This window comes from Novosphingobium sp. SG720 (genome assembly GCF_012275365.1).
GTDB classification, from domain to species: Bacteria; Pseudomonadota; Alphaproteobacteria; order Sphingomonadales; family Sphingomonadaceae; genus Novosphingobium; species Novosphingobium rhizosphaerae.
Map to the genome: position 1 here is coordinate 1,580,556 of NZ_JAAZQN010000001.1, position 14,571 is coordinate 1,595,126.

Genomic DNA, 14,571 nt, shown 5'->3' on the forward strand with positions numbered 1-14,571 from the left:
GATCAGGCCAGGCGTTCGGGCACTTCGTTGGCCTGGCCGGTCAGCGTTTCGGTGGTGGCGACCGCTTCCCACGGGAACACGAACCAGCGCTTGTCGGTGGTGCGGTCGATCGTCTGCACCGCATAGTCCACGGTTTCGAGCGACACCGCGTTGTTGATCATCACCGCAAAGCGCAGGTGGTCTTCCACCGTATCGTGCGCGCGCAGGAGGCGGCGCAACTGGGCGATGGTGCGGCCGGAATCGTTGATATCGTCGATGATCAGGATGCGCTGGCCGGCCTTGGTCATCGTGGCGAGCTTGACCAGCAGTTCGTCGGCAAAGCCGGGCACTTTGGCCGACTGGTCGATCGACAGCATCGGCACATCCAGGATCTGGCTCATGTAGACCGCCGGGACCAGCCCGCCGCGCCCGATGCCGACGACGAAATCGGGCTTCCAATCGCCCGCGCCCACGGTGTGCGACAGCGTGCGCACGATCGCCAGGAAATCGTCATAGGCGATGTAATCGAAAACAGGCTGGGTCATGGCGCAGGTCCGCGTGGGATAGGGGAAAGCAGAAGGCGGGTGGCCACCCGTTCCGGCCAGTCCCGATTCGAAGTAGCCGCCCTTACAGGCTTGCTTAACTGGGGTCCATATAGTCGAGCGCGGTAAAGCTGTTCTGGATTTCCTGAAGCACGACATCGGCGGCATAGGACGTGGCGCGCGATGTGGCCGTGCACAGCGCCAGAGTCATCGGCTTGAGCACCGGGTCGGTAAGCGGGACGAATGCCAAAAGGCCGCCTCGCACTTCGTTGGCCACGTCGAGCGAGGTGAGCAGGCCCAGGCCCACGCCTTCGAGCACGAGCGACGTGATCATCTGGATATTGTCGGATGAAGCCTTGCGCTCCAGCGGCATTTTCGACGTGCCGGCCAGCACCTGGACCTGCTGCGCCACGGCCAGCGGCGGCGCGGGCAAGATCATCGGCATGCCGGCGCAGGCAGAAAACCGGGCCGAGGCGCGGGCGGCAAAGGGATGGTCCGCCGGCACGACGAAGCCCAGGCGGATATTGGCATAAGCCAGCACGGTAAGATCGCGAAAGGTCTGCGGATCGAAGCAGATGCCGAAATCGACCTCGCCGCTGGCGATGGCCCCGCGGATGTGCTCGTTGGCCATCACCCGCACGTCCACGGTGATCCCGGGATAGCGGTTCTGGATCGTGCGGATGCGCGCCGGGATATAGCCCTTGGTGAGCGCGTCCATGATCGCGATGGTCACGTGCCCGCGCTTGAGCCCGCGCAAATCCTCGATCTGGGCGCGCACGTCGATCAGGCCTTTTTGCCAGCGCGTGCCGGCGGCCATCACGATTTCACCCGCAGCGGTCAGGCGCAGGCCCGTGGGCAACCGCTCGAACAGCGGCATGCCCAGTTCGGCTTCGGCATTGAGGATCTGGCGATCGATCGCCGAGGCCGAGACATTGAGTTCGTCGGCCGCCTTGCGAATGGAGCCCAGCCGGCCAACGGTCATGAAGTAGCGGAGGAAGCGGGAGAAGGCTGGCATTTGGGGGCTCTCTAATTTTTGCAACGCTCTGTCAAATTCATTGTGATTGATTGCAACGCCATAAGTCTTTTAGCAAGCTTCAGACACAAAATATCATTCAGGGAACGTGTTTTGGGGCGCATAACGGCAGCAAGGCCCGGCAATAAGCCAGGGGCCATCAAAAGGCTTGTGACCACGGGCAGCGCGATGATCGCGGCGCTTGTACTTGCCATGCCGCTGTCTTCGCACGCGGCCGAACCCGCGCTGCCGGCCGTGCCGGCGGTGCAGGCGATCCCGGTCAAAGTCATGGTGATCGCCAATTTCGAGCCCGGCGCCGATACTGGCGACGCGCCGGGAGAATTCCAGCTTTGGGCAGAGCGCGAGCACCTGGACGAAGTGATCCCGGTGCGCGGCGCGCTGCATCCGCTGCGCCGCAACGCCGACGGGCTCTATGGCATGGTGTGGGGCGATGCCCATTCGCTGGTGGTCACGCCCGAAATCCAGTTGATGGCGCTGCTGCTCGATCCGCGCTTTGATTTCTCGCACACCTATTGGCTGTTTACCGGCATTTCCGGCGCCGATCCCAAGGCGGCCTCGGTAGGCAGCGCCGCCTGGGCGCGCTGGGTGGTGAGCGGCGACGCGCTGCGCGAGTTCGCCGAGGCCGATGTGCCCAAGGGCTGGCCTTATGGCCTCTTTGCCATTGGCGCCAAGGCACCGGGGCAATTGCCGCAATCGGCCGACAGCTTTGGCGGGATGACCGACACCAGCTCGCTGGGCATGGCCGTGCCGCTCAACCAGGGATTGGCGCAATGGGCCTTTGCGCTCAGCAAGGACACGCCGATCCCCGATACGCCCGCGCTCAAGGCCGCGCGGGCGCGCTGGAAAGGCTTTCCCCAGGCGCAGCGTCCGCCTTTCGTGCTGATGGGCGAAACGCTGGGTGCGCTGCGTTATTGGCATGGTGCCGGGCGCACGCAATGGGCACGCGATTGGGTCAAGCTGTGGACCCAGGGCCAAGGCCGCTTCGTGATGACCAACATGGAAAGCCAGTTGATGGCCGGCACCATGCTGGCTGCCAGCCGGGCTGGTCTGGTGGACATGAGCCGGGTGATGGTGCTGCGCAGCGCCAGCAACCCCTCGATGCCGCCACCGGGGCAATCGCCGCTGGCAAGCGTTGGGGACGAAGGACCTGGCCAGGTCGCAGCCTATGAAGCAAACTATCGCGTTGGCGCGGTGGTCGTGCATCGGCTGTTGGCGGATTGGCCGAGCTATCGCGACAGCGTACCGAGCGCGGGCCAGCCATGAGGCTGGGGGCTGCCAAAGCCGCGCTATTGGCGGGGGGGCTGGCCTTTGGCCTGGCCGGCGCTGCGCCGCTCTGGGCCAAGTCTGGCACGCCCGTGTTGACGCATGCAAACCGGGCACGCGAAGCGGCCATGGGCGCGATCCTGGCCAAGGCCGCGCGCGATCCGGGTGAGTTGCGCCTGCTGCTGCGATCCTTTCCCAAGGGCGGCGACCTGCACAACCATCTGTCGGGCGCACTCTATGCCGAAGACATGATCGCCTGGGCCGGGCGCAAGGGGCTGTGCGTGGCGGCGGATGGCGCCGGCTTTGCCTCTCCGCCATGCACACCCGGCAGCGATGCGGCCAGCCTGGGGGCAACCCAGCCCGCGCTCTATGCCAGGCTGGTAGACAGCCTGTCCACGCGCGCCTGGCAATCCGGGGTAGGGGCGGGTGCCACCAGCGGCCATGACCAGTTCTTTGCCACGTTCGATCGTTTTGCACCTGCCTTGGTGGGCGAAGACGCCCAGGCCATGATCGCGGCGCGGCGCCAGGCGGCCCGCGATGGCCTGCTGTATCTGGAACTGGACCACAACCCGCCCGCGCTGCTGGGCGCTGCCCTGTCTGCCCCGGCCCAGTCGCTCGACAGGGCTGGCCTGCCCGCTTTCCTGGCTCAAGAGGGGCCGCGCCTGGCCGCGCTGGTTCCGGCCATGCGCGCGCAGATCGATGCAGAGGAAGCCGAAGCCCGCGCTGGCATGGCTTGCGGCACGCCCCGGGCAGAGCCGGGCTGCGCGGTGGCGGTCCATTACCTGGCATGGGCGCTGCGCGACGTGCCGCCCGCGGCGGTGTTTCGCGCGCTGATCCTCGCCTTCGCCTTGGCCGAGCAGGACCCGCGCTTTGTTGGCGTCAATATCGTCCAGCCCGAAGACTGGCCCGTGGCCCGCGCCGATTACGATCTGCACATGGCGATGTTCCGCCTGCTGGAACAGCGCCATCCCAGCGTCGCCGTCTCGATGCATGCGGGCGAACTGGCATTCGGCCAGGTTCCGCCCGCAGACCTGGGCGATCATATCGAAAAGGCAGTCGCCTCGGGCGCGCGGCGCATCGGCCATGGTGTCGATATCGCCTTTGAAGATCACGGCCGGCAAACCCTGGCGCGCATGGCCCGCGATGGCGTGGCCGTGGAAATCAACCTCACCAGCAATGCCGTGATCCTGGGGGTGAAGGGCGCCGATCATCCGCTGGCGCTCTATCGCCGCTACGGCGTGCCGGTCGTGCTCGCCACCGATGACCAGGGCGTGCTGCGCACCGACCTTACCAACGAATACGTCCGGGCCGTGCGCGAGCAGGGCCTGGGCTATGCCGATCTCAAGGCCATCACGCGCGCCAGCCTGGAATACAGCTTCCTGCCCGGCGCCAGCCTGTGGCGCGCCCATGTGCCCGGCCAATGGGCCGCGCCCTGTGCCAACGCGGCACTGGCAACCGCCGCCTGCCAGGCCTTCCTCGCCGGCAGCGAAAAGGCCCGCCTGCAAATTGAACTGGAACGCAGGCTTGACCGGTTCGAGGCGGAAGAGATCGCACAAGCGACCCAAGTTTCGAAGAAAGCAGCATAATTACAAAGGCATAAGATCAAAGCCAGGCCCGGGAGGGGCGCGAAGGCGAAAAAACAGCAACGGACGGCGCGCCCATCGCGGCGCGGCCCGATCATGGGGGTTATTGAAAATGAGCAAGATGCAAGCACGGCCGCACCAACCCACACCCACGCGCGCCACATCCACGCGAGCAGGGCGCCGCGCCCTGGTGGCCCTGGCCCTGTTGGCCGGCACCGCCATGGCCCGTCCGGCCCTGGCCGACCAGGCCGCTCCGGCTCCCGAAGCCGATGGCGACAAGCCCGAAATCGTCGTGTCGGGTTCGCTCGGCGCGCTGCCGCTGAAGGACGTCGGCTCGGTCTTCGGGTTCGACAAGACCCTGGCCGAAACGCCGCGCGCGGCTTCGTCGGTCAGTTCCGAACAGCTCGAACGCTTTGGCATCACCCAGATCTACGATCTCGTCAGCCAGGTGCCCGGCACGTTTACCAGCTCGTTCTTCGGCACCGGCGGCGCGCTCGACATTCGCGGCACCCCCGGCGAAGTCTATTTCCGCGGCATGCTGCGCCTGGAAAACCCGGGCAACTATCCCACCCCGATCGCCGCGGCCGACCGCATCGACATCGTGCGCGGCCCCGCCTCGCCGATCTATGGTCCGTCCAAGACCGGTGGCTACATGAACTTCGTGCCCAAGACGGCGCGCGCCGCCAATGGCACCTATGCGCCCGAGGCACACGGCTTCCTCAGCTATGACACCGGCAGCTGGGCGCGCAGCGTGCTCAAGGGCAGCGTGACTGGCCCCGGTAAGATCGGCGACCACCAGTTCGGCTACAGCCTCTATGCCGAAAACGAGGATTCGGGCAGCTATTACCGCAACATCCACCCGCGCAACCTGGTGCTTTCGGCTGCGTTCGACACCGACATCACCAGCAACCTGCGCACCGAATTCGGCGGCATGTACCAGAAATTCCGCGGCCAGCAGAATGGCGGCTGGAACCGCCTGACGCAGGATCTGGTCGATAACGGCACTTACATCACCGGCAATGCCAGCACCTCGGTCGATACCAATGGCGATGGCCAGATTTCGCGCTCGGAAGCCTACGCCGCCAATGGTGGCAAGGGCTTGACCATCTTCGGTTCGTTCGGCTGCGGCGGCGGCATCGGCGCTTCGGGCTGGACCGACGCCTGCCTCAAGGCGAACTATCCCGATCTGGCGCTGGTCAACCCCGGCACCACCAAGCTGAGCAAGCGTGACACGCTGACCGGCCCCAACGACAAGCTCAACAATGACCAGAAGACGTTCTATTTCGACCTGATCTGGACCGGGCCGGGCAAGCTCGAGATCAAGAACCAGGTCTTCTACGACGGCACCAAGAATCTCAACGAGAACTATTACGGCTTCTCGCAGATGATCGATTCCTACGTGCTGGAAGACAAGGTGGTGATCAGCGACAGCTTCACCACCTCGGGCGCCAAGATCTCGGTCCAGGCGGCACCCTCGCTGCGCTATACCAAGTTCAAGTTTGCGGACGACTTTGGCGTGGAGCTGTGGAACCGGCCCGATATCACCACCGGCTATACCGCCGCGTCCACGCGCCAGCTTTCGACCGACTGCGATTGCGATTATTCGGATTACCTGAAGGGCCACTATCTCGATGTCGGCCTCGCCGGCCTCGTCGATGTCGATTTCGATTTCGGGCTGGACCTGATCGGCGGCCTGCGCTGGGACCATGTCCACGCGACGTCCACCGCGATCGTGTCCAAGTATGACCCCACCGGCCTCCCCGCCGTGCCCAAGGCGACCGGCAACGACAGCGGCCTGTCGTGGAACGGCAGCATCTCATATCGCACGCCGATCGGCCTGATCCCCTATTTCACCGCGTCGCGCCAATCGACCGTGGTGGCCGGGGAAGGGGCTGAAATCCAGCCGGCGGCAATCGCTTCGGGTACGTTCCTCTCGGCTTCGCGCCTCTACGAAGCCGGGGTTAAGGGCGAATTCCTCGACAAGCGGCTCTATGCGGCGGTCTCGGTCTACAAGCAGGAGCGCACCGACGTCGTTTCCGACAGCCCGCTGACCAATCAGTCGATCCGCACCAAGGGCGTCGAAGCCGAAGTGCGCTGGTCGATCGATCGCCACGCGCTGGTCACCGCCAACTACACCTATATCGACGTGGTCAATATCTCGGCGCTCTCCAGCGGCGGCTATTTCAACTACTTCGGCATCGGTGACCTGGTGAACGTCAAGGATGCCTCGCTCTATCTGGGCGGCAGCCAGATCGGCTACCTGTTCCCCAGCACCAATTCCGAGGCCCGCCGCCCCGGCATTCCGCACAACGTGGTTTCGGCCACCGGCACTTATGCGTTCGACAATGGCCTCGCGGTCAATGCCGACGTCAGCCACGTGGACTCGGTGTTCTCGGGCTATAGCCAGAAGGTGCGCCTGCCGGCCTATTGGCTGGTCAATGCCGGCGCTTCGTTCACCACGGGGCCGTGGCTGTTCCGCGCCGTGGTCAAGAACCTCAACAACGCCCGCTATTTCCGCGCGGGTGGCCAGGATCTGTTCGGGGCCGACATCGCTCTGCCGCAACAGCCGCGCAGCTTCCAGGCGACCATTCAGTACAAGTTCTGATCCCTCGGGCAGGGCGGCGGTGTTCTGCCGCCCTGCCAACCTGTTATCGGATAAAGATGATGTTTGATATGAAGGGCCTGCGCCGCGCCGCCACCGCCTTGGCTTTGTTGGCAGGGGTTACCGGCACCATGGCCCAAGCTGCGCCGACGCCTTCGGTGCCCCCCGCTGTCTCGGCCGCACTGCGCTGCGCACCCGGCGGGCCTTGCGCTGCCAAGATTCCGGTCAAGGTCGTGATCGTGACCATGTTCGAGGTTGGCCAGGACACCGGCGACGCACCGGGCGAATTCCAGTTCTGGCGCGAGCGGCGCAAGCTCGACGTGCGTATTCCGTTTCCACAATCGCACCACGATCTCTATTACAACCCGCAGAGCCAGATCCTGGGCATGGTAACCGGCATGGGCTCGATCCGCTCGGCGACCGCCACGCTGGCCCTCGGGCTCGACCAACGGTTCGATCTTTCCCACGCCTATTGGCTGGTGGCGGGTATCGCCGGGGTCGATCCACACCAGGCCACCATCGGTTCCGCCGTCTGGGCGCATTACCTCGTCGATGGCGACCTGGCGCATGAGATCGACGCCCGCGAAATTCCCGCCGACTGGAAAAGCGGCTACTTTGCGCTGCATTCCAATGGACCTGGTGACAAGCGTCCGCAGCAGGCGGACGAGGGCGAGATGTTTGCGCTCAATCCCAAGTTGGCGGATTGGGCCTATGGCCTGACCAAGGACATCAAGCTGGCCGACAGCGCCGAACTGGCATCGGCCCGCGCGCCTTATGCCGGCATGGCGCCCGCGCAATCGCCACCCAAGGTCATGACCGGCGACAACCTGGCGGCCATGACGTTCTGGCACGGCGCCAAGATGACCGATTGGGCGCACGATTGGGTAGACTTCTGGACCGCAGGCAAGGGCGTGTTCGTCACCTCCGCGATGGAGGAAACCGGCACGTTCCAATCGATCGACTATCTCGCGCGCATCGGCCGGGCCGATCGCAACCGCGTGATGGTGCTGCGCGGGGCATCCAATTTCACGATGCCGCCACCCGGAGAGGCGCCGGCGGAATACCTGCTCAAGGAAAACCAGAACTATTCGGGCATGCGCGCCTCGCTCGAAGCGCTTTACACGGTGGGCTCCAAGGTCGTCGACACGCTGCTGGCCGATTGGCCGCGCTATGCCAAGGCGCCGCCGCAATGAGCCGTCTGGCCGTCATCCATGCCGATATCGTGGCCACGATGGATGATGCGGCAACGGAAATCGCCGATGGCGGCGTGGTGTGGCGCGATGGCGCGATCGTGGCAGTGGGTAGCACGGCCGATTTGGCCCCGCTGCTCGATGGCATCGAAACCATCGATGCGCGGGGCTGCGTGGTTACGCCGGGCCTCGTCAACACCCACCACCACCTCTATCAGTCGCTCACCCGCGCGGTGCCGGGTTGCCAGGACGCCTCGCTGTTCGGTTGGCTCAAGACGCTGTATCCGATCTGGGCGCGCTATACCCCCGACGACGTGTTTGCAGCGACGCAACTGGGGCTGGCCGAACTGGCGCTGTCGGGCTGCACGCTGTCTTCGGACCACCTCTATCTCTTTCCCAATGGTGTGCGCCTGGAAGACACCATTGCCGCCGCGCAAGGCGTCGGCATCCGCTTCCACCCCACGCGCGGGGCGATGAGCGTGGGCGAAAGCCTGGGCGGCCTTCCGCCAGACAGCCTTGTGGAAGCCGAACCGGCGATCCTGGACGACATGGTGCGCGTGATCGATGCGTTCCATGATCCCGCCGATGGCGCGATGGTCCGCGTGGGCGTGGCGCCATGCTCGCCGTTTTCGGTCAGCCGCGAACTGATGCGCGATGCCGCGATCCTGGCGCGCGACAAGGGTGTGATGATGCACACCCACCTGGCCGAAGACGCTGACGACGTGCGCTACAGCTTGGAGAAATTCGGCTGCCGGCCGGGGGACTATGCCGAAAGCCTGGGTTGGACCGGGCCAGACGTGTGGCACGCCCACTGCGTGCAGCTCGATACGGCCGAAATCGCCCTGTTTGCCCGCACCCGCACGGGCGTGGCCCATTGCCCGTGCTCCAACTGCCGCCTTGGCTCGGGCATCGCACCGGTGCGCGCCATGCTGGATGCGGGGGTGCCGCTTGGCCTCGGCGTCGATGGCTCCGCCTCCAGCGACAGCGGCAACCTCTTGGCCGAAGCGCGCCAGGCCATGCTGCTCCAGCGCGTGAACGGCGGGGCAGGCGCGCTATCCGCGCGCGAAGCCTTGCGCATGGCGACGCGCGGCGGCGCCCAGATCCTGGGCCGGCACGATTGCGGGCAACTGGCCGCGGGCAAGCGCGCCGACCTGGCGATCTGGCCTGTGGACGAGATCGCATCGAGCGGCAGTTGGGACAAACTCGCTGCGCTGGTCCTCGCGCCACCACCGGGGCCGCGCGACGTGTTCGTCGAAGGCCGCGCGGTCGTGCGTGATGGAGAACTGGCGCGGGTTTCGCGCCAAAGCGTGGTGGCCGGCGCGCAGGCCGCGCTCGCTCGGTTGATGGCATAGGCACAGGAAGCGAAGGCAGCAGCGATGGCATCAGCAGCATTACCCGAAGCGGCACCGGCCGATGCCGCCACCGGCGACGGTCTCACGCTCGAGCAGCGCCGCGATCCTGCCTATGTGCCGCCGCTGCCGATGGCGGTGGCGCTGGGCGTGCAGCATGTGCTGGCCATGTTCGTTTCCAACATCACCCCGCCGATCATCGTGGCAGGTGCGGCCGGCTTCGGCTTTGGTTCGGCCGATCCTTCCGCACTGATCTACATGATCCAGGCCGCCATGCTGTTTGCTGGCGTGGCCACGCTGTTGCAGACCATAGGCCTGGGGCCGATCGGCGCGCGCCTGCCGCTGGTGCAGGGAACCAGTTTCGCGTTCATTTCGGTGATGATCCCGATCGTTGCCGGCAAGGGCGTAGAGGGCATGGCGGCGCTGACCACGGCGGCGTTCCTGGCCGGGTTGCTTCATGCCGGGCTCAGCCGCCTGGTCGGCCCGATTCGCTTTGCCCTGCCGCCGCTGGTCACCGGCCTTGTCGTGCTGATGATCGGCCTGTCGCTGGTGCGCGTCGGCGTGGAATATGCCGCTGGCGGCGTCACTTTGCGCGGGCAGCCGGCCTATGGCGCGCCGGCCAGCTGGTTCCTGGCCGGGGTGGTGGTCTTCGTGACCCTGGGCCTCAAGTTCTTTGGCAAGGGCGTGCTGTCCACTGCGGCGGTGCTGCTCGGCCTGCTCGCCGGCTATGGCGTGGCCCTGATCATGGGGCGGGTGGATTTCGCGCCGGTGGCCCAGGCGCACTGGGCCATGCTGCCGCGCTTCCTCGCGTTTGGCTGGGAACTGTCCCCATCGGCGATCCTCGGCTTCTGCCTGATCGGCTTCGTCTCCTCGATCGAATCGATCGGCGATGTCGAGGCGATCTGCGAAAACGGGGCGGGGCGCCGGGCGACGGACCGCGAAGTGATGGGTGCGGTGGCTGCCGATGGCGTGGGCACCGCGCTCTCCGCCCTGTTCGGCGCCATGCCCAACACCACCTTCAGCCAGAACGTGGGCCTGATCGCCATGTCGGGCCTGATGAGCCGCTTCGTCGTCACGCTGGGCGCCGTGTTCCTGATCGTCTGCGGCCTCTTGCCCAAGATCGGCGCGGTGATCACCACCGTCCCGATCGAAGTGCTGGGCGGCGGGGTGATCGTGATGTTCGGCATGGTCGCATCCTCGGCGCTCGCCATGCTCTCGGGCGTATCCTGGAACCAACGCAACATGCTGGTGGCCGGCACCGCGCTGTCTGTTTCGCTCGGACTTCAGCTGGAGCCGGAGGCGCTGGGCCATTTGCCCGAAACCGCGCGCATCCTGCTGTCTTCGGGGGTTTTGCCGGTGGCGATAATTTCGGTGGTGCTCAATCTGGTGCTGCCAAAAGAGATCTGACTGCGCGGATTTTTGCAACGCTGCGTCAGAATCAATGCGTTTGATCGAACGCGCGCTCGACAGCATCATGGCTGCATCGCATGGAATTCAACGAGGTATCGCCCATGGCCACCGCCCTGATCGCGCCAGATGAACCGGCCCTGCCGCACGGCTGCACTTTCGCACCAAAGGACTGGGCGATCCTGGCGCAGCACTGGTACCCCGTCGCCCTGGCGCGCGAAGTGGGCGAGGCGCCGCTTAAGGCCAAGCTGCTGGACCAGCCTCTCGTGCTCTACCGCGCGCAAGGCGGCATCGTCATCGCGCCCGATCGCTGCCCGCATCGCGGCGTGCCGTTGAGCATGGGGCGTGCCAACGGGCAGGGCGTGGAATGTCCGTATCACGGGCTGACGTTCGGCGCCGCTGGCCGCTGCGTACACATTCCTGCCCAGCCGCAGCGTTCGATCCCGGCGCAATTCCACCTGGCCACCTATCCTGCGGTTGAACGCTATGGCTTGGTGTGGACATGCCTTGATCCCGCGGCGGGGGAGCCCGGCCCAGACTCGATCATCGCCGTGCCGCATTGGGACGAGCCTGGCTTCCAGCAGATTGTCTGCCCATGGATCGACATTCACGGTTCTGCCGGGCGGCAGATGGAAGGCTTCCTCGACGTTGCCCATTTCGCCTTCATCCACACCGAAAGCTTTGCCGATCCCGACAATGCCCAGGTGCCGGACTATCGCCCCCGGCGCACGTTCCAGGGGTTCGAGGCAGAATATTGGAGCAACGTCGCCAACTATCCCAAGGGGGTGGACAAGGCGCCTGCCGGCTTCCGCTGGCTGCGCCATTTCCGCTGCCACGCGCCGTTCACTGCCACGCTGGAAGTGCATTTCCCCGGCAGCGACCGCCTCGTGATCCTGAATGCCGCCTCGCCGATGTCGGCCACGCAGACGCGTCTGTTCGTGCCGATCGCACGCAATTTCGACACCGACCAACCGGTGCAAGGCGTCTATGATTTCAACCGCCAGGTGTTCGAGGAAGACAAGGCCATGGTCGAAGCGCAATGGCCCGCGCGCCTACCGCTCGAACCTACCGCCGAAGCGCACCTGGCCGCCGACATGAGCTCGATGTTCTACCGCCGCGCGCTGCGCGACATGGGGCTGAGCGGGGGGTAATGGCGGAAGGGGTGGGATTCGAACCCACGGATGCTTGCACATCGGCGGTTTTCAAGACCGCTGCAATCGACCACTCTGCCACCCTTCCTGGCGCGCCGCCGATAGCGGTTGTCACGCGATGCGCAAAGAGGTTTTGCACGGGCCATCCACGCAAAATGCGCTGGCGGGCCGATTTTCGGCGGCCTTGGGGCATCACCCCGGCGCGCGGGTGTTCCATTGTCGGGCAAGGCATGCAAGACAGCCTGCAATGATGGCCCAATCGATCCCTTTCGTTTCAAGCGTTAACCTTTCTCGTGCCGCACCGTGGCGCGCGGCCACCCGCAAGGCCTGGCGGCGCCTGGCCATGGGGGCGGCCCTGGTGCTGGCGGCGTTGGGTGGCCCAGCCGTGGCGCAAGACAGCGAGGAGGCCGGTTTCCAGGGGTATCTGCAACTGCTGGCGGCCAAGGCGCGCGGGGCCGGCGTGCGTGAACAGACCATCGGCAGCGTCCTGCCGGGGCTCACGTTCAACCCACGCGTGATTGCGTTCGATCGCAGCCAGCCCGGCGGCGGACCGTCCACCGGCGGAATCCCCTCGTTCGAGCCCTATCGCCGCCGCCATGTCGATGCCGGGCGCATTGCCAAGGGGCAGCGCATCTATGCCGAATCGGGCCAGCAGATTGCCCCAATCAGCCGCCGTTATGGCGTGCCCGGGCCGGTGATCCTGGCGATCTGGGGCCATGAAAGCAATTTCGGCAGCTATACGGGCGATTTTGATCTGCCGCGCTCGCTGGCCTCGCTGGCCTATGAAGGGCGTCGGCGCGATCTGTTTGCCGATGAATTCATCGCCGTGCTCAAGATGATCGATCGCGGCGTGCCCCGGCAGAAACTGGTGGGCAGCTGGGCCGGCGCCTTTGGCAATCCGCAGTTCCTGCCCAGTGTCTATCTGCGCGTGGCGCAGGATGCCGACGGCGATGGGCTGGCCGATATCTGGTCCAGCCGGGCCGATACATTGGCCTCGATCGCCAACTATTTCCGCGATGCCGGGTGGCGGCCGGGCGAGCCCTGGGGATTTGCCGTCACCGCGCCGGCCGGGCTCGACCGCGCGAGCCTGGGCACCACGTTGGCCAGCCCGCGTTGCCCGCAGGTCTTTGCCCGGCACAGCCGGTGGCGGACGGTGCGCGAATGGCGCGCGCTGGGCATGATGCCCCAGGCGGGATATTGGCCCGCCGGAGACGATACGCTGGCGACGTTTTTCGAGCCGGACGGGCCAGGGCGGACTGCCTATTTGCTAACCGGAAATTATCGGGTCATCCTCGATTACAACTGCTCGAACTTCTACGCCCTTTCCGTGGGATTGCTCGCCGATGAAATCAGCCGCTAGCCGCCCGGCCTTGTTGAGGACCGCCCTGATCGCCGCTGCCTGTGCCACGCCGTTGCTGGCTTTTGGCGGCCTGGTTCACACTGCTGCGGCCCAGCCGCTCTCTGGACCGGCGGCGGATTATCCGATGGTGCTGGGCGCGCCTTTCGCCGTGGACGGCGTGACCTATACGCCCGCCGACACGCTCAATTACGATGCCGTCGGCTATGCCGTGCCCGATAGCGCGGGCGAGGGTGGGATCAGCGGGTCGCACCGCACGCTGCCTTTGCCCTGTTATGTGGAAGTGACCGCGCTCGACAGCGGGCGCACGATCCTGGTGCGCCTGGAACGGCGCGGGCCGATGCAGGGCGATGGACTGGTGGCCTTGTCGCCCGGCGCCCTCGCGCAGCTTGGCCTCACCGGCGCGCATGCGCCCGTGCGCGTGCGGCGGGTAAACCCACCCGAAGTGGAGCGCGCGCTGCTCCGCACCGGGCAGCATGCCCCGCAGCGCATGGATACGCCGCCAGGCCTGCTCACCGCGCTCAAGCGCAAGCTGGGCATCCTGCCACCGGCAGACCCGCGGCCGGAAGTGCTGGCCGCCGCTTTGGCCGGCACGGCGCCGACAGCGCAACCGCCCGTGCCCACGGCGCCGCGGCCGGTGGGCACGGCCAGCGCGCCACAGGCCCGTCCGGTTACGACCCGCAATACCACGCCGATGCCGGCACCCCGCCCGCCATTGCCGAGCCCGGTGGCGAGCCCGCCCAAGGTGGCCGCGCCGCCAAAGCCGGCTGCTTCAGCGCCGGTTCCGCCCAAGCCAGCCGTTGCCAAACCCGCTCCGGCGGCAAAGCCCGAGCCCAAGCCGGCGCCGAAACCGGAAGCCAAGCCGGCCGCCGCCAGCACGGGTGGGGGCTATGCCGTTCAGGTCGGCGCCTTTTCCACCCGTGCCAATGCTGAAAAGGCCGCGCGTGAAGTGGGCGGCACCGTCTTGCCCGCCGGCAAGTTCTTCCGGGTCCGTATCGGTGCGGCTTCGCAAGACCAGGCCAAGGCGGCACTGGGCAAGGCGAAGCGGGCGGGCTATGCGGATGCGCAGATCCAGCGCGCGCCATAGGCTGCCTGGTTTTCTGGCCCATTCGTAA

11 protein-coding genes and 1 tRNA gene are annotated in these 14,571 nt (G+C 66.1%); 9 read left to right on the forward strand and 3 right to left on the reverse strand.

Going from position 1 to position 14,571, the window contains the following annotated elements; genetic code table 11:
* Positions 1–2: 2 nt before the first annotated feature.
* Together FHW94_RS07145 and FHW94_RS07150 are read right to left on the reverse strand one after the other, a co-directional pair.
* A complete protein-coding gene (locus FHW94_RS07145) occupies positions 3–524 on the reverse strand; it encodes a phosphoribosyltransferase family protein (RefSeq protein ID WP_168554972.1) in 522 nt (173 codons plus the stop codon).
* A 94-nt stretch (positions 525–618) separates the two neighbouring features.
* Complete coding sequence (locus tag FHW94_RS07150) at positions 619–1,536, reverse strand: LysR family transcriptional regulator (protein ID WP_168554973.1); 918 nt, start codon at positions 1,534–1,536, stop codon at positions 619–621.
* 186 nt (positions 1,537–1,722) lie between these two features.
* On the opposite strand from FHW94_RS07150, the gene FHW94_RS07155 reads away from it, so the two are divergent.
* The 7 genes from FHW94_RS07155 (at position 1,723) to FHW94_RS07185 (ending at position 12,099) form a co-directional block, all read left to right on the forward strand.
* Positions 1,723–2,817 (forward strand): purine nucleoside permease, encoded by a 1,095-nt coding sequence (locus tag FHW94_RS07155; protein ID WP_168554974.1) that lies wholly within the window; start codon positions 1,723–1,725, stop codon positions 2,815–2,817.
* Entirely contained in the window at positions 2,814–4,403 is a 1,590-nt protein-coding gene (locus FHW94_RS07160; RefSeq protein ID WP_210425470.1) for an adenosine deaminase, read from the forward strand. The genes FHW94_RS07155 and FHW94_RS07160 overlap by 4 nt, the downstream gene beginning before the upstream one ends.
* A 109-nt stretch (positions 4,404–4,512) precedes the next feature.
* On the forward strand, positions 4,513–7,005 hold the full coding sequence (locus FHW94_RS07165) for a TonB-dependent receptor plug domain-containing protein (RefSeq protein ID WP_168554975.1): 2,493 nt from the start codon (positions 4,513–4,515) through the stop codon (positions 7,003–7,005).
* A gap of 56 nt (positions 7,006–7,061) precedes the next feature.
* Complete coding sequence (locus FHW94_RS07170) at positions 7,062–8,195, forward strand: purine nucleoside permease (protein ID WP_246865914.1); 1,134 nt, start codon at positions 7,062–7,064, stop codon at positions 8,193–8,195.
* Positions 8,192–9,544: an 8-oxoguanine deaminase gene (locus tag FHW94_RS07175; protein ID WP_168554976.1), complete on the forward strand. Its 1,353-nt coding sequence runs from the start codon at positions 8,192–8,194 to the stop codon at positions 9,542–9,544. The genes FHW94_RS07170 and FHW94_RS07175 overlap by 4 nt, the downstream gene beginning before the upstream one ends.
* Positions 9,545–9,568: 24 nt before the next feature.
* Positions 9,569–10,948, forward strand: coding sequence for a nucleobase:cation symporter-2 family protein (locus tag FHW94_RS07180; RefSeq protein ID WP_168554977.1), 1,380 nt, complete (start codon positions 9,569–9,571; stop codon positions 10,946–10,948).
* A gap of 80 nt (positions 10,949–11,028) precedes the next feature.
* Entirely contained in the window at positions 11,029–12,099 is a 1,071-nt protein-coding gene (locus tag FHW94_RS07185; protein WP_282599558.1) for an aromatic ring-hydroxylating dioxygenase subunit alpha, read from the forward strand.
* On the opposite strand, the gene FHW94_RS07190 is transcribed toward FHW94_RS07185, so the two are convergent.
* Positions 12,100–12,187 (reverse strand) — tRNA-Ser (locus tag FHW94_RS07190).
* 255 nt (positions 12,188–12,442) lie between these two features.
* On the opposite strand from FHW94_RS07190, the gene FHW94_RS07195 reads away from it, so the two are divergent.
* Positions 12,443–13,459 (forward strand): lytic murein transglycosylase, encoded by a 1,017-nt coding sequence (locus tag FHW94_RS07195; RefSeq protein ID WP_168554978.1) that lies wholly within the window; start codon positions 12,443–12,445, stop codon positions 13,457–13,459.
* On the forward strand, positions 13,443–14,543 hold the full coding sequence (locus FHW94_RS07200; RefSeq protein WP_168554979.1) for an SPOR domain-containing protein: 1,101 nt from the start codon (positions 13,443–13,445) through the stop codon (positions 14,541–14,543). Before FHW94_RS07195 ends, FHW94_RS07200 begins: the two co-directional genes overlap by 17 nt.
* Positions 14,544–14,571 lie beyond the last annotated feature (28 nt).